This window comes from Psychrobacillus sp. BM2, from assembly GCF_048572895.1.
Lineage (GTDB): Bacteria > Bacillota > Bacilli > Bacillales_A > Planococcaceae > Psychrobacillus.
Window position 1 is genome coordinate 2,904,175 of record NZ_CP183878.1, and the last position, 20,364, is coordinate 2,924,538.

The 20,364-nt window shown below is 37.0% G+C and carries 16 protein-coding genes; 5 read left to right on the forward strand and 11 right to left on the reverse strand.

Going from position 1 to position 20,364, the window contains the following annotated elements:
- Window positions 1-12 precede the first annotated feature (12 nt).
- Both lgt and hprK read right to left on the reverse strand, forming a co-directional pair.
- Window positions 13-822: a prolipoprotein diacylglyceryl transferase gene (lgt, locus tag ACN6MX_RS14265; protein WP_419959529.1), complete on the reverse strand. Its 810-nt coding sequence runs from the start codon at window positions 820-822 to the stop codon at window positions 13-15.
- Window positions 823-845: 23 nt separating this feature from the next.
- A complete protein-coding gene (gene hprK, locus ACN6MX_RS14270) occupies window positions 846-1,781 on the reverse strand; it encodes an HPr(Ser) kinase/phosphatase (RefSeq protein ID WP_419959530.1) in 936 nt (311 codons plus the stop codon).
- A gap of 132 nt (window positions 1,782-1,913) precedes the next feature.
- Between hprK and ACN6MX_RS14275 the strand changes: the two genes are divergently transcribed.
- On the forward strand, window positions 1,914-2,456 hold the full coding sequence (locus ACN6MX_RS14275; protein WP_419959531.1) for an N-acetylmuramoyl-L-alanine amidase: 543 nt from the start codon (window positions 1,914-1,916) through the stop codon (window positions 2,454-2,456).
- Window positions 2,457-3,251: 795 nt separating this feature from the next.
- Here the strand turns inward: ACN6MX_RS14275 and ACN6MX_RS14280 are convergent.
- From ACN6MX_RS14280 to ACN6MX_RS14295, 4 genes are all read right to left on the reverse strand, one after another.
- Window positions 3,252-4,355 (reverse strand): DUF4097 family beta strand repeat-containing protein, encoded by a 1,104-nt coding sequence (locus ACN6MX_RS14280; RefSeq protein WP_419959532.1) that lies wholly within the window; start codon window positions 4,353-4,355, stop codon window positions 3,252-3,254.
- Between the two features lie 82 nt (window positions 4,356-4,437).
- A complete protein-coding gene (gene uvrA / locus ACN6MX_RS14285; protein ID WP_419959533.1) occupies window positions 4,438-7,329 on the reverse strand; it encodes an excinuclease ABC subunit UvrA in 2,892 nt (963 codons plus the stop codon).
- Window positions 7,330-7,335: 6 nt separating this feature from the next.
- Entirely contained in the window at window positions 7,336-9,318 is a 1,983-nt protein-coding gene (uvrB, locus tag ACN6MX_RS14290; RefSeq protein WP_419959534.1) for an excinuclease ABC subunit UvrB, read from the reverse strand.
- 172 nt (window positions 9,319-9,490) lie between these two features.
- Window positions 9,491-9,727, reverse strand: a complete 237-nt coding sequence (locus ACN6MX_RS14295) for an IDEAL domain-containing protein (protein WP_419959535.1) — start codon at window positions 9,725-9,727, stop codon at window positions 9,491-9,493.
- Between the two features lie 178 nt (window positions 9,728-9,905).
- Here ACN6MX_RS14295 and ACN6MX_RS14300 point away from each other — a divergent pair, with 178 nt between their 5' ends.
- Window positions 9,906-10,445, forward strand: coding sequence for a competence protein ComK (locus tag ACN6MX_RS14300; protein ID WP_419959536.1), 540 nt, complete (start codon window positions 9,906-9,908; stop codon window positions 10,443-10,445).
- Here the strand turns inward: ACN6MX_RS14300 and ACN6MX_RS14305 are convergent.
- A complete protein-coding gene (locus ACN6MX_RS14305; RefSeq protein WP_419959537.1) occupies window positions 10,442-10,807 on the reverse strand; it encodes a hypothetical protein in 366 nt (121 codons plus the stop codon). The two genes, ACN6MX_RS14300 and ACN6MX_RS14305, sit on opposite strands and share 4 nt — an antisense overlap.
- 1,982 nt (window positions 10,808-12,789) lie before the next feature.
- Between ACN6MX_RS14305 and ACN6MX_RS14310 the strand changes: the two genes are divergently transcribed.
- Window positions 12,790-14,148, forward strand: a complete 1,359-nt coding sequence (locus tag ACN6MX_RS14310; RefSeq protein ID WP_419959370.1) for an IS110 family transposase — start codon at window positions 12,790-12,792, stop codon at window positions 14,146-14,148.
- Window positions 14,149-14,515: 367 nt separating this feature from the next.
- On the opposite strand, the gene ACN6MX_RS14315 is transcribed toward ACN6MX_RS14310, so the two are convergent.
- The gene (locus tag ACN6MX_RS14315; RefSeq protein WP_419959538.1) at window positions 14,516-15,745 is read right to left on the reverse strand and encodes an EAL and HDOD domain-containing protein; all 1,230 of its coding nucleotides are present in this window, start codon (window positions 15,743-15,745) and stop codon (window positions 14,516-14,518) included.
- Between the two features lie 157 nt (window positions 15,746-15,902).
- Between ACN6MX_RS14315 and ACN6MX_RS14320 the strand changes: the two genes are divergently transcribed.
- Window positions 15,903-16,679 carry an enoyl-CoA hydratase-related protein gene (locus ACN6MX_RS14320; RefSeq protein ID WP_419962634.1) on the forward strand — a complete coding sequence of 259 codons (777 nt, stop codon included), beginning with the start codon at window positions 15,903-15,905 and terminating at the stop codon, window positions 16,677-16,679.
- Between the two features lie 141 nt (window positions 16,680-16,820).
- Here ACN6MX_RS14320 and ACN6MX_RS14325 read toward each other — a convergent pair whose 3' ends face one another.
- From ACN6MX_RS14325 to ACN6MX_RS14335, 3 genes are all read right to left on the reverse strand, one after another.
- Complete coding sequence (locus ACN6MX_RS14325; RefSeq protein ID WP_419959539.1) at window positions 16,821-17,135, reverse strand: DUF378 domain-containing protein; 315 nt, start codon at window positions 17,133-17,135, stop codon at window positions 16,821-16,823.
- Window positions 17,136-17,299: 164 nt separating this feature from the next.
- Window positions 17,300-18,181: a DMT family transporter gene (locus ACN6MX_RS14330; RefSeq protein ID WP_419959540.1), complete on the reverse strand. Its 882-nt coding sequence runs from the start codon at window positions 18,179-18,181 to the stop codon at window positions 17,300-17,302.
- 104 nt (window positions 18,182-18,285) lie between these two features.
- The gene (locus ACN6MX_RS14335; RefSeq protein ID WP_419959541.1) at window positions 18,286-19,254 is read right to left on the reverse strand and encodes a DMT family transporter; all 969 of its coding nucleotides are present in this window, start codon (window positions 19,252-19,254) and stop codon (window positions 18,286-18,288) included.
- Between the two features lie 133 nt (window positions 19,255-19,387).
- On the opposite strand from ACN6MX_RS14335, the gene ACN6MX_RS14340 reads away from it, so the two are divergent.
- Window positions 19,388-20,266: a LysR family transcriptional regulator gene (locus ACN6MX_RS14340; RefSeq protein WP_419959542.1), complete on the forward strand. Its 879-nt coding sequence runs from the start codon at window positions 19,388-19,390 to the stop codon at window positions 20,264-20,266.
- The last annotated feature ends 98 nt before the right edge of the window (window positions 20,267-20,364 follow it).

Consider the following 20,364-nt stretch of genomic DNA (forward strand, 5'->3'; position numbering starts at 1 on the left):
ATCCCAGCTTTCTTACTTATCCTGATAATGAACAACAGGTTTTATCGTCATTCTTCTATATACAAATAAAACAATTGCAACTATAACTGTCACAATCGATACGACTTGTGCAGTTCTCAATTCCCCTATTAAATAGAGACTGTCCGTACGCATTCCTTCGATGAAAAATCGGCCAACAGAATACCATGCCGCATAAAATAGCACCATTTCCCCTCGACGTAAATTCACTTTGCGAAGCAATATTAATATAACTACTCCGATAAAGTTCCATACAGATTCATATAAAAATGTTGGGTGATAATACTTTCCATTTATATACATTTGCTCAATAATCCAATTTGGAAGCATTAAATTTTCTAAGAAAGTTCTCGTTACTTCTCCACCATGTGCTTCTTGGTTGATGAAATTTCCCCAACGCCCAATAGTCTGACCTATTAAAATACTTGGTGCTACTATATCGGCAACCTTCCAAAAAGAAGAACCTCGTTTTTTGGTGAAAATATAAGCTGTTATAAACGACCCAATCAATGCCCCATGAATCGCAATTCCGCCATTCCAAATTTCAATAATTTTTCCCGGGTTTTGACCATAAAAATCCCATTTAAAAATAACATAGTAAATTCGAGCACTAATAATGGCGATTGGTACTGCCCAAATAAGTAAATCCGTTAAATAATCTGGATGAAATCCTCGCTTTACCATTTCTTTTTGTGCAACGAAAAAAGCTAATACTATACCAAGAGCAATTATTACTCCATACCAACGCACCGATATTGGTCCTACAGAAAATGCTACCGGATCAATTATTTGTAATAAATTCATATGTAACTCCCTTCAAGCATCTATTAATAGTCCATTTCTGCATTTTGTTCTATAACATCATTTAAACGCTTGGCGAAATCTTCCGCAGCATTTACACCCATTTTTTTTAATCGGTGATTCATTGCAGCAACTTCAATAATTACTGCTATATTTCTACCTGGTCGAACAGGAACGGTCAGCTTCGTAATTGCTGTATTAATAATTTCCATTTTCTCTTCTTCAAGACCTAGACGGTCGTATGTCTTTTTCTCATCCCAAATCTCTAATTCAATGATAAGCGTTATACGTTTATAGCTTCTAACGGCACTTGCCCCAAACAATGTCATTATATCGATAATACCTAATCCACGAATTTCCAAGAGATGCTCAATTAGCTGTGGCGCACTTCCGACTAACGTATCCTCGCCCTCTTGCCTAATTTCCACACAATCATCCGCTACTAAACGATGACCCCTTTTCACTAACTCTAATGCCGTCTCGCTTTTCCCAACGCCGCTTTTCCCGGTGATTAGTACTCCAACCCCATAAATATCTACTAGTACACCATGTACGGCAGTAGAGGGTGCTAACCTACTTTCTAAAAAGTTTGTAAGCATGCTAGAAAATCTGGTAGTAGGCAAGCTAGTCGTTAATACGGGAACTGAAGTTTCATTGGATGCTGTGATTAATTCCTTCGGCACTTCCATTCCGTGTGAAACAATGATGACCGGTGTATCCTGTGCACAAAGCTTTCTCATACGCTCAATTTTTTCTTTCGGCTGTAATAAATCAAAAAAAGAAATCTCCGTCTTACCTAAAAGCTGTGTCCGGTTTGAAGGATAATGTGTAAAATATCCTGCTATTTCAATTCCTGGTCTAGAAATATCACTCACGGAAATATGTCGTCCAATGCCTTCTTCCCCACTTACTAATGTGAGATTCAAATGTTCTTTTATGTCCTTCGTCGTCACATGTGACATACCCCTAAACTCCCTTCATACTACATTTGTAAACCTAATACCTATTTTATCATGATTATCCACTTAAATTGTATCCATTTATCTTTTCTTCTTCTATTTAAAAGTAGAAAGGAGGTTTTTCCGATAAAAATTATGCTTGATGCAGGTCATGGACCTAATACTATTGGCAAAAGAACACCAGATGGGAAAATGAAAGAGTTTGAATTTAATGAGGCGGTTGCTCAATTTGTAAAAAATGAACTAACTGGTTTTGAGCTAATTATTATGAATTGTCACGACAAAAAAAGAGACGTTCCTCTTAAAGAAAGAACGACTTTAGCTAACAAAATGGGTGTTGATGCATTTATCTCTATCCATGCCAATGCATACGGTACCACGTGGAATAATGCTAGTGGAATCGAAACCTTTACTTATACAAATCCTTCTGAGCAATCAGTTATTCTCGCAAAGCTTATCCAAAACTCTCTATGCTCTATTACAGGAAGATCGAATCGAGGAGTGAAGAAAGCTGATTTTGCAGTTGTTCGAGACACAAGGATGCCAGCAGTGCTGGTGGAATGTGGATTTATGACGAATAAACATGAAGCGATTTTATTGCAATCTATTGAATACAGAAGGCGCTGTGCGAAAGCCACCGCCTTTGCAATACTTTGTTGGATAGACCAGAAGCGTTAAACTGGGGGGAAAACTCTTCCAGTCCTTTTAGTTCAAAACCTGTTTCTAGCGTTTTCGAAGTGCTTTGGACAGACATTTTGCTATATGATTACCGAGTGAATTTTTTGGGATGCTGGTTAGTTGTGACGTTCGTCACAACTAACCAGCATCTTTTTTTCGATAATCTTATGGCGTTTGTCCCGCATTAACGGGCAGTAGATAACTGCCGGTAAGAGCCCGAATGGTTCAACTAACAATCAGTGGGGAATGAAGCCCCACTGATTGAAGTTTCACTTTTTCTATCCGTCGCCCTCCTACAACTCTTAGAAACAGGTAAGTGCGTTTTTGGATAACTAGAGAAATGATACTTTCCTATTGATAGAGCAAGCTCACGAAGATGCAATTTCGTTCGCCATTTCGCTTCTTTTTTTAGTGAACACTTACTATTTCTCTTTATTTCCACTAGTGTAAAAGTAAATCTACTTGCTTCATCCTTCATGCCAGAACAATATCCCTAATTCAACAGAGGGTTTTATCTCTATATTAACTTTGTCTAATCTTTTCGTCTAAGCGATAGGCTATGTTTAATCTTAGAGTTGAGTACTAATCACTATATTGATTGGAGTGAAAGGGGGCGACTTCGGCGGGATGAGTGAGACAGATGAGATATCACAGCGACGCATTAGCGACGGTGATAGCCCATCGCTCACCCCGCGAAACGCGTCCACCTGTAACGGAAATCACCAGTATCATTATATAGATCTCACTATAAAATAAAAAAGTGGAGGGGAATAATATCCCGCTCCACTTGTTATTTTATTCTCCTTCTACTGTATAACGAACAACAACAGATCCTGTTTTTGCGTCACCGTATACTCGTAAAGGAGTAGCTTCCGAATCCACTATTTTCGTGAACCCTACTTTTTTGTTTAACAGTTGCTCAGATTGGTTTAAGTGAGTAACATCAGCCAATTGAACATCTATCTTACCAATTTGGGAAGTAGCTTCCCCTTTTATCGATACATCCTTTGGAATATACAGTTCAACCGTACCAGCCACGGCTGTACCTTCTATTTTACGAGCTTCTTTATCTTTTGTGGTTAAAATAACATGTCCGCTTACCGATGAACCTTCTATTTCTTTAAGCTTACCATCTACGTAAATACGACCATTCATCGTTTCTACTTCAATCGTTTCCCCTTCAACACGCTGAACTTGAACCGATCCATTAACTGTTTCTATGTCAGCTCTTTCAAACTTCAATTCATCTAATTCTACTTTTCCATTAGTTGTCTTAACTTTAAATGAGTTTGCCTCTAAACCTTTCGCTGAGAACTCACCATTGAACAAACGAGCGGAAATATTATTATATTCTTTGTTCGGTACATATAACGTTACTTGAACAGAAGTAGTTTTCATATCGCTATACACACGTAATTTGTTTCCTTCTGTTGTGAAAATAAACTCTTCATGAAAACGTTTCTTCGCTTCGTCTTCAGTTGAATTTTTAAATGATTTCACTTTAACAGTGGCACGTGCATGCTGTTCCTCCGTGGGTTGAATTTCAACTTTACCATTCGCAATATTAATAGAGATATCTGTAACATTTGCATCCTCTTTGACGAATTGTTCTTCAAAAACAACCGGATCTCCGAATGGCATATCAAAATCCTTCATTTTGTCCACAGTTCCTTGCATAAACTGCATAAAACGTTCACCCATTACGGTAAAATCGCGCTTCAAATCTTCCACAAAATCGGTATTTTTGTTTTGTGACTTTCTATATTCTTTCTCTTCAGGGATAAACGGTGCAGCAGGTGTTGTTTGTTTTCCAAGCTCTTCAAGTAATGCCAAAGCTTCTTGTGCAGTAATTGTGCCATTTTCAACCATATCTAAAATACGTTTTCGTTCTTCTTGCATAGTGAAAGGCCTCCTCATGAATTTAGACTATAAATCATTTTACTTACACAACTCTATACGAATGAAAAATCAAAAAGTTTCATCACGAAGTCGATACAGGACTTTTTTTCTTTTTAGACGCTTTCGTTACAACTTCATCCATCCGTTGTCGATCTCTTTCTAAAATAGTTTTCAAGTACTTCCCAGTATATGAATCTTTTGATGCAGTAATTTTCTCTGGCGTACCTACTGCAACAATTGTTCCGCCTTTGTCTCCACCTTCTGGTCCTAGATCAATCATGTAATCCGCTGTTTTAATGACATCTAGATTATGCTCAATTACTAATACGCTATCTCCGTTATCTACTAAACGTTGAAGTACTATTAGCAGTCTTGCAATATCGTCTACATGTAGACCTGTAGTCGGTTCATCCAAAATATAAAATGATTTCCCATTAGAACGCTTGTGTAGTTCAGATGCCAGTTTTACACGCTGCGCTTCACCACCAGAAAGAGTAGTCGCTGGTTGTCCTAGTTCCATATATCCTAGTCCTACATCTACAATCGTTTGTAGTTTACGACTGATTTTCGGATGGTTTTCGAAAAAGGCAAGCCCATCCTCAGCAGTCATTTTAAGTATATCTGCAATATTTTTACCTTTGTAATGTACTTCTAATGTTTCACGGTTGTATCGTTTTCCATGACAGATTTCACATGGGACATATACATCTGGAAGGAAATGCATTTCAATTTTTATAATGCCATCACCACGACATGCCTCGCAACGACCACCCTTAACATTAAAGCTAAATCTTCCTTTTTTATATCCTCTTACTTTCGCTTCATTCGTTGATGCAAAAAGATCACGCATATCATCAAAAACGCCCGTATAAGTAGCAGGGTTGGACCTTGGAGTACGACCGATTGGAGACTGGTCTATATCAATTACCTTTTCCAACATGTCGATACCTTCAATGTCTTTATATGCTCCGGGCTTCACTTTGGAACGATTTAGTTTTTGTGCTAGAGATTTATATAATATTTCATTTACTAATGTACTTTTACCAGATCCCGAAACTCCTGTAACAGCAGTAAATACGCCTAATGGAACGTCTACATTTACATTTTTCAAGTTATTTTCTGAAGCGCCCTTTATTTTGATAAAGCGACCATCTGGCTTTCTTCTTTCTATTGGAAGCGGAATAAACTTTTGTCCACTTAAGTATTGACCGGTTAAAGATTTTTTGTTTTTCATCACTTGTTCGGGAGTTCCTGCAGCAATTATCTCTCCACCATGCACTCCTGCACCTGGACCCACGTCTATCAAATAGTCCGCTGCCATCATTGTATCCTCATCATGCTCTACAACTATTAAGGTGTTTCCAATATCTCGCATGTTTTTTAATGTTTCAATAAGTCGATCATTATCTCGCTGATGAAGACCGATAGACGGTTCATCCAAAATGTATAATACACCTGTCAGTCTTGATCCAATTTGAGTAGCCAAGCGAATACGTTGTGCTTCCCCACCTGATAATGTTCCAGACGCACGGTTTAATGTTAAATAGTCTAGTCCAACGTTCTCTAGAAAACCTAGACGTTCATTGATCTCTCGCAGTACAAGACGAGCGATTTGCATATCTTTTTCCGATAAGGTCAACTCATTGAAAAACTTATTCGCTTCCTCAATGGAATACTTTGTAATTTCCCCAATATGAAGGGAATTTATCTTCACTGCAAGTGTTTCTTTTTTTAGACGATAGCCATTACATGTAGGACAATCATGCTGCTCCATATATTTTTCCATTTGCTCACGAATATAATCAGAAGAGGTATCTTTAAATCTACGCTCAATATTCGCAAGAACACCTTCAAATGAAATCAAGCTATCCCGAACTTGTCCAAATTCATTTTCATAGCGGAAACGAAGTTTATCATTCCCTGAGCCATACATAATTTTGTTCCATTGATCGATTGGTAATTTTTCTACCGGAACATTCATTTTTATTTTGTAATGCTTGCATACTGCTTCTAAAAGCTTCGGATAATACTGTGAGCTTGTTGGCTGCCATGCGACAATAGCTCCATCTGCGAGTGTGACACTTTTGTCGGGAACAACTAAATCAGGATCCACCTCTAGCTTCGTTCCAAGTCCATCACAATCTGTACAAGCACCAAATGGACTATTAAAAGAAAACATTCGTGGCTCTAATTCTCCGATAGAAAATCCACATATTGGGCATGCATGATGCTCACTAAATAGAACTTCTTCATGCTCCATTACATCTATTAAAACTCTACCATCTGCAAGTCTTAGAGCTGACTCTAGAGAATCACTGAGCCTTGCAGCAACTCCTTCTTTCATTATAATTCGGTCGATTACAACCTCAATATTATGTTTTTTATTTTTATCTAGATTGATATCATCATCTAAATCAATTAACTCTCCATCGATACGTACACGAACAAAGCCCTCTTTTTTCATCTCTTCCAAAAGCTTTACATGAGTTCCTTTACGACCTGAAACAATAGGCGCCAACACTTGCATCTTTGTTTTTTCTGGATATTCACTCAAGCGATCCACCATTTGTTCAATTGTTTGAGATGAAATTTCAATACCATGGTTTGGACATATCGGTTTTCCAACTCGCGCATACAATAATCGCATATAATCATAAATTTCTGTTACAGTCGCTACTGTAGATCGTGGGTTTTTACTTGTCGTTTTTTGATCGATGGAAATAGCTGGTGATAGTCCCTCAATGACATCGACATCTGGCTTCTCCATTTGCCCTAAAAATTGTCGAGCATAGGCTGATAATGACTCTACATATCGTCGTTGCCCTTCAGCGTAGATTGTATCAAAAGCTAAAGAAGACTTACCCGAGCCAGAAAGGCCAGTCATGACGACTAGCTTATCTCTTGGTATTTTCAAGCTTACATTTTTTAAATTATGTGCACGTGCACCTTGTATCACGATCTCTTGATTTTTCAACACCTATCACCCTTCCAGCTTCAGTTCCAAAATTGCGTCGCGTAATTCTGCAGCTCGTTCAAAGTTAAGCGCTTTTGCTGCATCCTTCATTTCTTTTTCTAGATTTTCTAGAAGTATTGCTTTCTCTTCTTTCGTTAATGGTTTTCCACTCATTAAACGTTGCGCATACGTTTCTTCCTCTTCTGCAACCTGTGACGCACGTATAACATCGCTTATTTTCTTTTTGATTGTTGTTGGTGTAATACCATGTTTTTCGTTATACTCCATTTGAATCGTTCTACGACGTTGCGTTTCATCAATTGCTTTTCGCATGGAGTCCGTCATTTTATCCGCATACATAATAACTTCCCCGTTGGAGTTACGGGCAGCACGGCCAATTGTCTGGATTAAAGATCGTTCAGAACGTAAAAACCCTTCTTTATCGGCATCTAATATAGCTACTAGAGACACTTCCGGTATGTCTATACCTTCTCGTAACAAGTTAATTCCTATTAATACATCATACGTACCTAATCGAAGTTCTCGAATAATTTCTGTACGTTCTAGTGTTTTTACTTCTGAATGCAAGTACTGAACCTTTATCCCAATTTCTTTTAAGTAATCCGTTAAATCTTCCGACATTTTTTTCGTTAGTGTCGTGATTAAAACACGTTCATTTTTGGCGGATCTCTCATGAATCTCATTGATCAAATCATCTATTTGCCCTTCAATAGGCTTAACCGTTATGACTGGATCTAATAGTCCAGTTGGACGGATGATTTGCTCCACCATTTCCGGTGTATGCTCCAACTCATAAGGCCCAGGTGTTGCTGAAACAAATATAGCTTGGTTTATATGTTTTTCATATTCATTGAATGTTAAAGGTCGATTATCTAAAGCAGATGGTAATCTGAAACCATAATTTACGAGCACAGATTTTCTAGCTTGGTCACCATTATACATTCCTCTTACTTGAGGTAATGAAACATGACTTTCATCTACTACGAGTAAAAAGTCTTCCGGAAAATAATCAAGCAATGTATAAGGAACCGCTCCTGCTTCCCTTAACGTTAAATGCCGGGAGTAGTTTTCGATGCCCGAACAAAAGCCCATCTCTTCCATCATTTCTAAATCATATCTCGTACGTTGCTCCAATCGTTGAGCTTCTAATAACTTATCCTCGCTTCTTAAGTACGCAAGTTGCTCTTCTAATTCTTTTTCAATATTCGCTAAGGCAAGTTTCATCTTTTCTTCACGTGTAACGAAGTGGGACGCTGGAAATATAGCGACATGATCACGTTCTCCTAAAATTTCTCCAGTAAGTGCATTTACTTCACGAATACGATCAATTTCATCTCCGAAAAATTCCACACGAAGACATTTCTCATCACGAGAAGCAGGAAAAATTTCTACTACATCTCCACGAACACGGAACTTTCCACGTACAAAGTTCAAATCGTTTCGTTCATATTGAATGTCGACGAGTTTACGTAATAACTGATTGCGTTCAATTTCCATTCCAGTTCTTAAGGATACGACCATTTCTTTATATTCCTCTGGATTCCCTAACCCGTAGATACAGGAGACAGAAGCAATAATAATGACATCTTTTCTTTCGAATAAAGAGGAAGTTGCAGAATGTCGAAGCTTATCTATTTCCTCATTAATACTTGAATCTTTTTCTATAAATGTGTCGGTTGATGGAACATATGCTTCTGGTTGAAAATAATCATAGTAACTAACAAAGTACTCAACCGCATTGTTCGGGAAAAATTCTTTAAACTCGTTATATAATTGACCAGCTAGCGTTTTGTTATGTGCCATCACTAGCGTTGGTTTGTTTATTTGTTGAATTACATTTGAAATCGTATATGTTTTACCTGTACCTGTCGCACCAAGTAAGGTTTGATACCTTTTCCCTTCTTTTACACCTTCTACTAGTTCTTTTATTGCTTCTATTTGATCTCCCGCTGGCTCATACGGAGCTTGCAAATCAAAACTTTGTTCCATACATAAGCCTCCTATTTTTTGAATAATTTTAGTTTAACATACTCTTTTTTTGATTCCTACTAAAACGAACATATGTTTTTTACGTATAACAAAAAGCCACTGATATCAGTGATTGCGGATTTTTCACATAAAAAAACCACTCCAATTGAGTGGTTTTTTTATCATGGTTTGATTACTTTGGACTGTTTAGTTGATGAAGTGCAGTTGTATACTCCATAAATGCAGCCATATCTTTCTGATCTAGTGCCTCGTCTATTAATGCTAAGAGACGATTACTACTTTGTTCCCGGTGGATAATGTTCAAAAACATATCAAGATATATTTCGTTTAACAAATTTTCGGCAGAGCTTTCTTTCCCCGTTTGACCCATTGCTTTCAAGAAATCTGCATATGAATATTGTTTGTCCATCTCCATCACCCCGATGTCTTTTTTCTATTATATAAAAGCAACGAGATACTTGCAATCATTTTAAGAAAATTACAACTACATAGTAAATAATGAATATTTACAAAATTCGTTATTTATACTTGATTTATTTCCAAAATTAACTATAATTGAGGTACATAATACAAAGGAGTGGATTTTTATGTCGAATAAAGTAGAAGAACAATCTTTTTTCATTTCATTTGAAACCGCTGTACTTCAACCTATTGTAGTGAATAATACGATATTTACGAAAGTGACTAACTTTTCAGGTGAGTCCAATATAATAGGCAAAAAACCTTTTGATATTGTTCGTCACTCTTGCTCATTCTATGGCTCTTCGTTCCAGCATACGGCTCGATTATCAAGGGATGCGATTGGAAATTATTTAAAGCTACCCATTCTTATAGCTCATGACTTCGGTAATCCATGTATATTGATACCAATACTCTCTCCTAAATCGGATTTGAATATTTGGTTTTCTTTTAGGGCAATAGAATCATTTTATCCTTCCGAAGATGGTTGTGTGGTCGTTTTAACAAATGGTCAAAAAATAACTGTACCTTCTTCTCCTCAAACAATAAGTAGACAGGTTGGATTTGCTAATATACTAAATATGCATTTATTAAAACGGATGAGTTATCTGATGAATACTGGTTATATTACTAGAACTCCACAATTTCAAAAAGACTCACAGAACTAACGAAGTTTTTCTATTACCGCCAAATATATAGAGAGTAGTTCTTCGACTCTGTTGCGGAGACGAACGTTTAGGTAACGACGATGTTCTTCATAACCTCCATGAAAAAATACATACTCTGTGAACATATCATCTCCTTCTCCTCGAAGAACTTTCATACTGTGACGCTTCATATACATATGCGTCTGTTTTAATTCTTTCTGAACTTGCTTTCCTGCTTCTTCTACTAAAATGATATACGGACGCTTCAATTTAAATGGAGCCTTTTCAAAAATAGTTCGATCTTTTTCTAAAATAGTCAGGACCATTGGAAGATAAATCATGTTTTCAAAATATGGGATTGCCTCTTCCGGGATTAATGGCATAACTACTCCTCCTTTTCACTTAGAACACATGTTCTGTTTTCATTGTACTACTTTTATTGGGAAATGCAATAATTGATGCATTGGAAAATAGAGGGATTGGTTATCAAAGTGAGCTTTGTTGGAGTATGGGTACCTGCTTCTAGTCTAAGAAAAATCGGACAAAAAAGGATGCACAGTTTTTTTAGTTAAAAGCTAATTCCACCGTTTTTAGTAGGCTTTGAACAGACCTGACCTGTTCATATTATTACCGTTTGATTTTTTAAAGAGGCAGGTTGTGACTGACATCACGACCTGCCTCTCTTTTCTAGGTAACTTTATGGTGTTTATCTGTTTTAGAAACACGCTAGTGGTTCACAAGACATTTATATATGCTTTCTTATTGAGAAAAGCGCAAGCGTCCTTTAAGGCCAAAACTTGTTTCCATCGTTTTCAAAGGGCTTTGGACAGACGTTTTACTATAGAATTACCGAGTGAACTTTTAGGGATGCTGGTTGGTTGTGTCCCGCATTAACGGGCAGTAAAGAACTACCCGTTAAAGCCCGAATGGTTCAAGTCCAACAGGATGTTGGTCACTCAGGCATTGCCGCACGACGCGGCGTTATTTGCCTGAGTTCAGTTTTTAAATCAGTGGGGAATGAAGCCCCACTAATTGAAGTTTTACTTTATCTGTCCGTCACCCTTCTACAACTTTTAGAAACAGGTTAGTACATTTTTGGATAACTAAAGAAAAGCTACTTTCTTATTCATAAAGTAAGCTCTCGAAGATGCAATTTCGTTCGCCATTTCGCTTCTTAAAAACACTTACTAATTCTCTTTATTTCCACTAGTATAAAAGAAAATCCGCTTTCTTCCTCTATCATTGGATAATTGCATTTCTAATTCAAGGCGATTACAAATAATTTGACCAATCTCATCATCTAAGCGATATGCTTTGTCAAATTTTGGTGGAGTACTACTCGTTATATTGATTGTAGTGCAAGGTGGCGACTTCGACGGGATGAGTGAGACAGATGAGACGTCACAAGCGAACGCGGCGAACTTAGATTTCCTTCCCTTTAAGAGGTGGCGTTCTTAGCTATCGTTCCTTTGTCTCCACCTGAAACGGAAATCCCTAGTATGCTTTATTCTTTAAGTACCACAAACCCAGTGTTCACAGGGCATTTATATTTTCTTTCTTATAAGAAAAACCGGGCAAGAAGACGCTCGATCCTTTTAGTTCAAAACCTGATTCTAACGTTTTCGAAGGGCTCTGGACAGACTTATTGCTTTAGTATTATCGAATGTTTTTTTAGAGATGCTGGTCGTGACTAACGTCACGACTAGCATCTCTTTTCTCGGTAATCTTATGGCGTTCGTCTGTCCATCGCCCTCCTACAACTTTTAGAAACAGGTTAGTTCAATTTTGGATAACTAAAGAAAAGCTACTTTCTTATTCATAGAGTAAGCTCTCGAAGATACAATTTCGTTCGCCATTTCGCTTCTTTATAGTGCTTACACTTACTATTTCTCTTTATTTCCACTAGTATAAAAGAAACCTGCTTTCTTCCTCTATCATTTGGTTCATCGCATTTCTAATGCAAAAGCGATGACAAATAATTTGATCACTCTCTAAAATTTTTGACCAATCTTATCATCTAAGCGATAAGCTATGCTAAATTTTCTAGTGGAGTACTACACACTGATTGATTGTAGTGAAAGGTGGCGACTCCGGCGGGATGAGTGAGACAGATGAGCTATCACATCGACGCGTTAGCGACGGTGATAGCTCGTCGCTCACCCCGCGGAAAGCGTCCACCTGAAACGGAAATCATAGTATTATTCATTTTTAAAAGCACCGAAAACCCAGTGTTCACGGGACATTTTTATATACTTTCTGGTGTGTGAAATAATGAGTTTCGAAACAAAAAAGCCCCAGTGACTATGTTAGGATTGATACTTAACCAAGTAATTCAATCACCCACCCTAGAAGGAGGACATAATCAATGAGACTACTTAATGGTAAACAAGGTTTAAGAAGAAGTCAATTCGCAAAAGAACTTAGAGGTACCGATTTAGAAAAAGTATTGCTTGTTCCGATTGATGTTTCAAAGGTTTTGCAGAAAGCGATGATACTGAATTATTTTGGCGATGTGATTCACATCCCATTTTCATTCATGGTCAGCCAGACTGGCATGCAACTCCTTATTAAAGAGATCGAGGAGGCCAAACAGACTTGTCAAGCTGAACAGGTATTTGTGGGCATCGAAGCGACTGGCCATTACTACGAAGACATCGTACGTATTTTAACAGATGCGGGTTATTCTGTTCATATCATTAACCCATCTTCTACACATGAAGAACGGAAACAACATCTTACGTACACAAAAACGGATGACATCGATTTGTATCTGATTGCCGAGGCATTGGTGGGCAATAAAGCGACCAACTCCAAACTGCCTTCAGGCATGTACAAAGAACTTCAAAATCTTACACGCGCAAGAAGAAGTGAAATTAATAAGCGCTCTCGTATCAAAATGGAAATTCGGGTCGTCCATGATCATATCTGGCGTGAATACCAAGGAATCAGCGTGCTCGTTGATAAGAAAGTCAAAACGAAAACAATCTTTAGTGATTTTTGGGGAAAAGCCAGTCTTCATCTGTTAACCCATTATCCACACGCTTCTCAAATTCTTGAACTGGGAGAGGATGGATTACAGGAATTGTCCAAAAAACATAACCTAAAAATCCGCAAAACAACGATGGACAAGCTTCTCTTCGCAGCCAATGAAAGTGTCTCCAAGCCATTAGACCAGCTTTCAAGCGAGTTATTTCTCTTGAAAAAAAAGCTGAAAGCGTATGAATGGGCTACCCAAACAATTAAAGAGTACGAGGAGGAAATTGAACGTATATTCGTTCAAACCGATGGAATCTTTCTCCTGACCGTGCCGGGCATAGGACTTGTAACAGCTGCCGAAATCTACTGTGAAATGGGAGACCTTTCTCATTACACGAATGCCGGTCAGCTGATTAAAAAAGCTGGTACTAACCCTGTCATAAAACAATCGGGACCGGGAGGCGGGTATTTTGGACGTATATCCAAACAAGGAAATGCCAACCTGCGTAGGGCTATCTATACCGCCGGACGATGCCTTGCCAGACACAATGAGGCCCTGAAGCCTTTTTGTATCCGTTTAAAGGAAAAAGGCAAAAAGGCTGGAAAAATTAATATCGCGATGGGGAACAAGTTTATTAAAATTGCCTTTGCCATGTTAAAAAATCAGAAACCGTTTGAATGGGATGACCCAGAATTCAAATATGAACAGGAAATCTCTAAAAAATTAACACTACCTTTAGCTGCTTAAAGCAAACATAAACAGGTACCCTTCTTTTGGTTCGAGTGGAGATCGAATCAAACTTTCATGAGGCCGAGACCTCGCAGATAAGCCTTATCCCACTCGTTCTGTAAATGCGAATCAGTACGTTAAATTCTAAATTTGAACGCAATGCCAGAATGCATCCATGCAGTACAAGAAAAACGAGTGAATGCCCATTTCTGAATCAAAAAAAGGGTACCTGTTATATAAACAACTTGGTTAATTACTACTTGTAAAAAAAAGGATTTTTTGCGGTAGGCGTGTTTGAGTTACTCTAAAACTGGAAAAAAGTATTTGACATTGTACGCTTATCTTATAAAAAAACAACTGCCATCATAAAAAATGGCAGTTGCTCTTAGTTTACTATATCCATTGCCCAACTACGGGCTTCTAAATAATACTTATTTAATGTAGCGTGATCTATATCGAGTGCCTCAGCACCCGCGATTATGTCATCCCATCTCACTTCATCACATGCTACGGAGAGCTCTAGATAAGGAGTCATATCGGTACGATTCCCGGAAAGCGTTTCTACTACCTCATCCGTAAGTGGAAGTTCTTGAAGTAAATGATCCATCTTCTGATGCAATAATGTGTCTATTAAGGAAAACATTCCTACTAGAAAGTATTCAGAGGAGTTATGTAAAAATTGTTTTTTAGCCAATAGCTCACAAAACTTTGCCCGGAATAAAGATGCTTCAATAAGAACCATTCCATCTCCATTAGAATTTACTTTTGACTCTCTTAACATTAATACATATAACCAATGATTCAATTCTTCTAGCCCCAGCATCACTACCGCTTGTTTAATGGAACGAATTTTAGATTTTTTTCTAGCGGCTGGTGAGTTAATGATTTTCAGAACTTTAAAGGAAAGTGACACATCACGCTCGATTTCCTCAGCTATTTGTTCAATAGAAGAAACCCGGTTGTTGAGTAAGCTAATAATTCGAAAATACTGGGCCATATTAGCAGGAATATCAGAGCCTTTAATAATTTCAGGTTTGGCAAAAAAATAACCCTGAAATAATCCGTAACCAGCCTCTTTTGCATGATAAAATTCTTCACGTGTCTCTACTTTTTCAGCTAAAAGTACAATATGAGGATAATTTTTCTTCACAATTTTTTCAATAACTTGTCTCTCAGAAGGTTTACTCAACATAAAGTCCACTTTGATAAAATTAACTAAACTAAATAACTCATCATATAAATTTATATTTTTATGTAAAACAAAATCATCTAAAGCAATTAAAAAACCTAACTTTTTAATGTATTTAAGCTTCTGAATTATAGATGGTGTGATTGGAATATCTTCTAAAACTTCTACAACTATGCGTTTAGGCGGAATCTTATCAAATACTGTATTGTCTAATAAATTTTCCGTAAAATTAATAAAACATAATTTTTCTCCCGCAAGATTATTCATGCCTATCGTCAAAAATGAATGAATTAATACTTCTAAAGTCGCTAAATCCCCGTCTACAACAGGAAATGCATTAGTCCCACTATCACGATACAATAACTCGAAGGCAAAAATATGCTCATTTTTTGTAAAGATAGGCTGTCTCGCCACAAAAATATCCATCCAAACTCCTCAAATCCATAAATAATCAATACACCTATTATAGCAAATCTTTCCAAGAAAATCGATATATTTTCTGTTTATTCCTACGGATGACAGAAAACTTGGAACATGATATGTTGATAGAGGGGAGATAATAGTTGAAAGGGGAGAAATAATGATGGAATCCATCCATTATGCACAACAGGGTAATTTAGCATATGTCACTCTAAATAGGCCAAACGCGTTAAATGCATTTAACTATGAGATGCTTCGTAAACTTGGAGATATTGTAGAATCTATTCGCATTAATCCAGATATCCGTGTAATTATTTTCACAGGCGCAGGAGAAAAGTCATTTAGTGTTGGCGCAGACTTAAAGGAACGAAAAACATTAACTGATCAACAAGTGAAACGTAATATATACAAAATTGGAGAAGTATTTACAGCAATTGAAAACCTTCCACAACCAACAATAGCCATGCTAAATGGTTATGCTTTTGGGGGTGGAACAGAATTAGCACTTGCCTGTGATTTTAGAATTGCCTCAGATGATATTCAACTTGGTTTAACCGAGACAAGCTTAGCGATAATCCCAGGAGCCGGCGGAACACAACGATTGCCAAGACTTATAGGAGAATCTAGAGCATTAGAACTAATTTTAACTGCTAAAAGACTAAAAGCAGAAGAAGCAATGTCCTATGGATTAATAACAAAAGTAACAACGAGAGAAACGCTGTTGGAAGAAACAGAAGCATTTGCAGCACTGATGCTTGCAAATGGACCAATTGCCTTGCAGCAAGCCAAGTTTGCTGTAAAACACGGGATGAACGTAGACCTGCAAACTGGTTTAAGTATTGAGAGAAAAGCGTATGAAATAACCATTCCTACAGAAGATCGATTAGAAGCTCTGCAAGCATTCGGAGAAAAAAGAAAGCCTGTTTTTAAAGGTAAATAAATTCATCCAAAATACCACATATACGTTCTATAGTGTCAAAATTAACAAAGTTCCCTTCTATTAGCTAAGTATCCTTTAAATACGTTCTTATTAAAAAGGATAGATAAACTGCAGCTTTCTACAGTTATCTATCCTTTTTGGTTATTTCTCTAAATCCTCTTTCGAAGAAACCTCTTTTATATCGGTAAATTCAGGTTCCTCACCGAATTCAGTCTGGAGATTACCATAGCCACCAGTCCTGCTCGTCTCAACTACCTCGTCTCTATCCGTTCGAAATAAAAGTGGAATGCAGATTAAGCCACTTATGCCAACCAAAGCATAGACCACTCTAGAAAGTAGTGCAGTCTGCCCACCGAAAATAGAAGCGACTAAATCGAATCTGAAAAAGCCGATCAACCCCCAGTTAATTGCACCAATTATAACGAGGGCTAAAGCAAGCCGATGTATAAATCCCACTGATTAACTCCTCCTTCATTAGTTGTATGAATGATAGCGACGATATGGGATAACATATCGTAAACAACTAAGATTCGCTCTTATCTTTTACCATAAGTAACGAATCATACATGAAGAGAAATTCCTTTATAATTTTGTCCTAATACATAAGATGAACTGCAAAATTAGACGACTGTTTTCATTTTATCCTTTTTCATAAATTCCATTTTCGTTTCAGAAATAAGAATAGCTAATAGTATAAGCAAGGCGCCGATAATCATTCTGCTCGTCATGATTTCACTAAGGATGATGATGGAAAAGACCATGCCCCAAAAAGATTCAGTAGCTAAAATAATTGCCGCCTTTGTTTCTGTAATGTATTTTTGAGCCACTGTTTGCATTAGAAAAGCAATGGATGTGGAGAAAACTCCTAAGTATAACAGATTCATCATACCTTCTGTTTCCATAGAAAAGCTCGTCTCTCCTCTAAATAACACGACTAAACAACCAATTACTGCTGCAGTAACCATTTGTACAATAGTTAGCACAACTGGATCTTCCGTCCTAACAAACTTTGCAGTGTAAAAAATATGAAAAGCAAATCCTACCGCACAGCCTAAAGTCAATAAATCCCCTACGTTCACGTCAGATGATAATTTTAAAGATAATACAGCAATACCAACAATAGCGAGAACTGCACCAGTTAGTTCGTACATATCTATTTTTCTTTTATATAGAAGAAATCCTATAAAAGGAACGATAACCACATTCACAGCCGTTAAAAATGCATTTTTTGATGGTGTTGTGAATTGCAACCCCACTGTTTGAAGAGCAAAAGCTATATATAAAAATATCCCTAACAATGCTCCTTTAATCAGTGTACTTTTCTTTAATTTTTTTAGCTTCTTGAAAAAAATAAGACTTAATATAACCGCTCCGATTAAAAACCTACCAGCTAAAATCTGATACGGCGTATAGTGTTCCAAGGCCACTGCACTTGCTACAAACCCACTACCCCAAATAATCGCCGTAAGAACTAGCAATATTTCTCCAATATATTTAAACATTATTTTCACCAACCTTTTTTCACTAGAACTAGTATATCGCAAAAATTCAAAAAAAAGCGCCTTCTTCTACAAATTTTCAGTTGTAGTGAAGGCCGCTCATAGATTTAGGAAATACTTTCTTGTAAACTTTGTTTTACTCGTTGTCTTGTCTCTTTCTGTTGAATTAGCCGTACAAAAATATTATTAGCAACAAGCGACAGAATGATAAAGCCTACTCCTATAATTTCAAATGCAGATATATGATTTCCTTGAACACTCGAAATAACAAGCGTCGTCACTGGAACAAAATTAATGAACAGCAAAGCATTTAAAGGTGTAAGGATACTTACTCCAACATTCCATCCGACTAAAGCAATAACTCCTGGAAAGATAATCATGAATAGTAGATGGGGACTAACTGTTTGAATCGTAGCGATAGTCGGTACAGAGACGTATCCTACCATTGTTGCTATCCCTACAATGACTATTGCGGAAAGCGTACCTAGCAAACAGCTTAATGTTGAGTAACGAAGGACAGACCAACCTCTAAATTTGTCTCCACCCATCGTATATACAACCCAACCAATAACTGCGATTAAAATCAATAACGATGGTATTATATTATTTGTTGCAGATAGAAAAGCCCCTATATTTCCTTTAGTAATAACAAGTATTGCTCCAACGAAAGAAACAAAAACACATAATAATGTAAATGAATAAGGGCGGCGTCTATAAAATAACCAAACGATAATAATAGAAATCATCGGCATCAAGGATTCCATAATAGATGCAACCATTACACCTGGCTCTCCTAGTAAATCCTCACCCCAGAAAATAAGTAAATTATAGACGGTAAATGCCATTGTACCGAAAAACCATAAAAGCGTTCCTTTCCCCTCCATACGAAACGCCTTTGGTCCTTCCTTCCATAATAAAAGAACGACTAAAATAATGGACACTGCTCCATAACGAAAAATAGTAAAGTAAAATGGATCAATATATGTAAAAGCATGATGTGCAACCGGAAACATCGCTCCCCACGAAACACTTGCGATAAAACATAAAAATGCTCCTAAAAAAATGTTGTTTTTCATAAATAAGTAATCTCCTTCTTGTAATCCCATATCTATTAAACGCCAAGAACATCTATCATGTAAAATGATTATTTTTGATGTCAGGTATCACTTTTAGTGATATCATAAAGTTTAACAAAGGAGAGATTGCAAGATGGAGTTAAAAGATTTAGAGATATTTCAGCTTGTTGCTCAAAAAGGAACGATTACAGAGGCTGCAAAAGAACTAAGCTATGTTCAGTCAAATATTACCGCACGTATAAAGAAACTTGAAACAGAGCTAAACACACCATTATTTAATCGTCATAAAAGGGGTATGAGCTTAACTCCTGAAGGAAAAAAGTTATTAGTATATTGCGAGCAAATACTGTCGCTAACTACTGAAATGAAAAAAGTGGTACAAAATAAAGACCAACCGTCTGGAAAATTAGAAATCGGGACAGTCGAAACTGTTATAAAACTACCCATCATTTTATCTACCTTTACTAAAAAGTATAAGGAAGTTGACCTATCTCTTTTCTCAGGTGTTACAGAAAAGTTGCAGGAGGATGTATTAAATCATCGATTAGACGGAGCATTTGTCACAGAAACAATTCCTCATCCAGAGCTTATCTCTCATGATGTTTTTCAAGAAGAGCTTGTTTTAATATCCAATAGAGATGCAACATCCTTGGAACTGCTGAAAAACGAACCCTTTTTATGTTTTAACAAAGGGTGTGGGTATAGAGCAAGATTAGAAGCTTGGTATAAAGATGAAAATATAGTTCCTAAAAAAGTAATGGAGTTCGGAACGTTAGAAACAATATTAAGCAGTGTCGTCGCAGGCTTAGGCATCACATTCATCCCCAAATCAGCAGTGTCACATTTAGAAGCCCGTGGACTTATCCAATGTCATTTATTACCTACCAAATATAGTGAAATTAAAACAGTATTTATAAGACGTGCGAATACGTATTTAACAACTACAGTCGAAAGATTTATCGAGACTATTGATTTGAGTAATGGAGAATCCTCTGAGCTATTACAATTTTAAATAATGAAAGCAGGACTTACGAAAAATCCAAACTAAAATAAGCGTCATCTCCTAAAATCTAGAGAGGACGCTTTTTTATATAGGATCGGTAATATATC

Bases quoted from the DNA above. Each gene is read 5' to 3' on its own strand.
- lgt (WP_419959529.1), bottom strand. From the start codon at position 822: ATGAATTTATTACAAATAATTGATCCGGTAGCATTTTCTGTAGGACCA.
- hprK (WP_419959530.1), bottom strand. From the start codon at position 1,781: ATGTCACATGTGACGACGAAGGACATAAAAGAACATTTGAATCTCACA.
- ACN6MX_RS14275 (WP_419959531.1), top strand. From the start codon at position 1,914: ATGCTTGATGCAGGTCATGGACCTAATACTATTGGCAAAAGAACACCA.
- ACN6MX_RS14280 (WP_419959532.1), bottom strand. From the start codon at position 4,355: ATGCAAGAAGAACGAAAACGTATTTTAGATATGGTTGAAAATGGCACA.
- uvrB (WP_419959534.1), bottom strand. From the start codon at position 9,318: ATGGAACAAAGTTTTGATTTGCAAGCTCCGTATGAGCCAGCGGGAGAT.
- ACN6MX_RS14295 (WP_419959535.1), bottom strand. From the start codon at position 9,727: ATGGACAAACAATATTCATATGCAGATTTCTTGAAAGCAATGGGTCAA.
- ACN6MX_RS14300 (WP_419959536.1), top strand. From the start codon at position 9,906: ATGTCGAATAAAGTAGAAGAACAATCTTTTTTCATTTCATTTGAAACC.
- ACN6MX_RS14305 (WP_419959537.1), bottom strand. From the start codon at position 10,807: ATGCCATTAATCCCGGAAGAGGCAATCCCATATTTTGAAAACATGATT.
- ACN6MX_RS14310 (WP_419959370.1), top strand. From the start codon at position 12,790: ATGAGACTACTTAATGGTAAACAAGGTTTAAGAAGAAGTCAATTCGCA.
- ACN6MX_RS14315 (WP_419959538.1), bottom strand. From the start codon at position 15,745: ATGGATATTTTTGTGGCGAGACAGCCTATCTTTACAAAAAATGAGCAT.
- ACN6MX_RS14320 (WP_419962634.1), top strand. From the start codon at position 15,903: ATGGAATCCATCCATTATGCACAACAGGGTAATTTAGCATATGTCACT.
- ACN6MX_RS14330 (WP_419959540.1), bottom strand. From the start codon at position 18,181: ATGTTTAAATATATTGGAGAAATATTGCTAGTTCTTACGGCGATTATT.
- ACN6MX_RS14335 (WP_419959541.1), bottom strand. From the start codon at position 19,254: ATGAAAAACAACATTTTTTTAGGAGCATTTTTATGTTTTATCGCAAGT.
- ACN6MX_RS14340 (WP_419959542.1), top strand. From the start codon at position 19,388: ATGGAGTTAAAAGATTTAGAGATATTTCAGCTTGTTGCTCAAAAAGGA.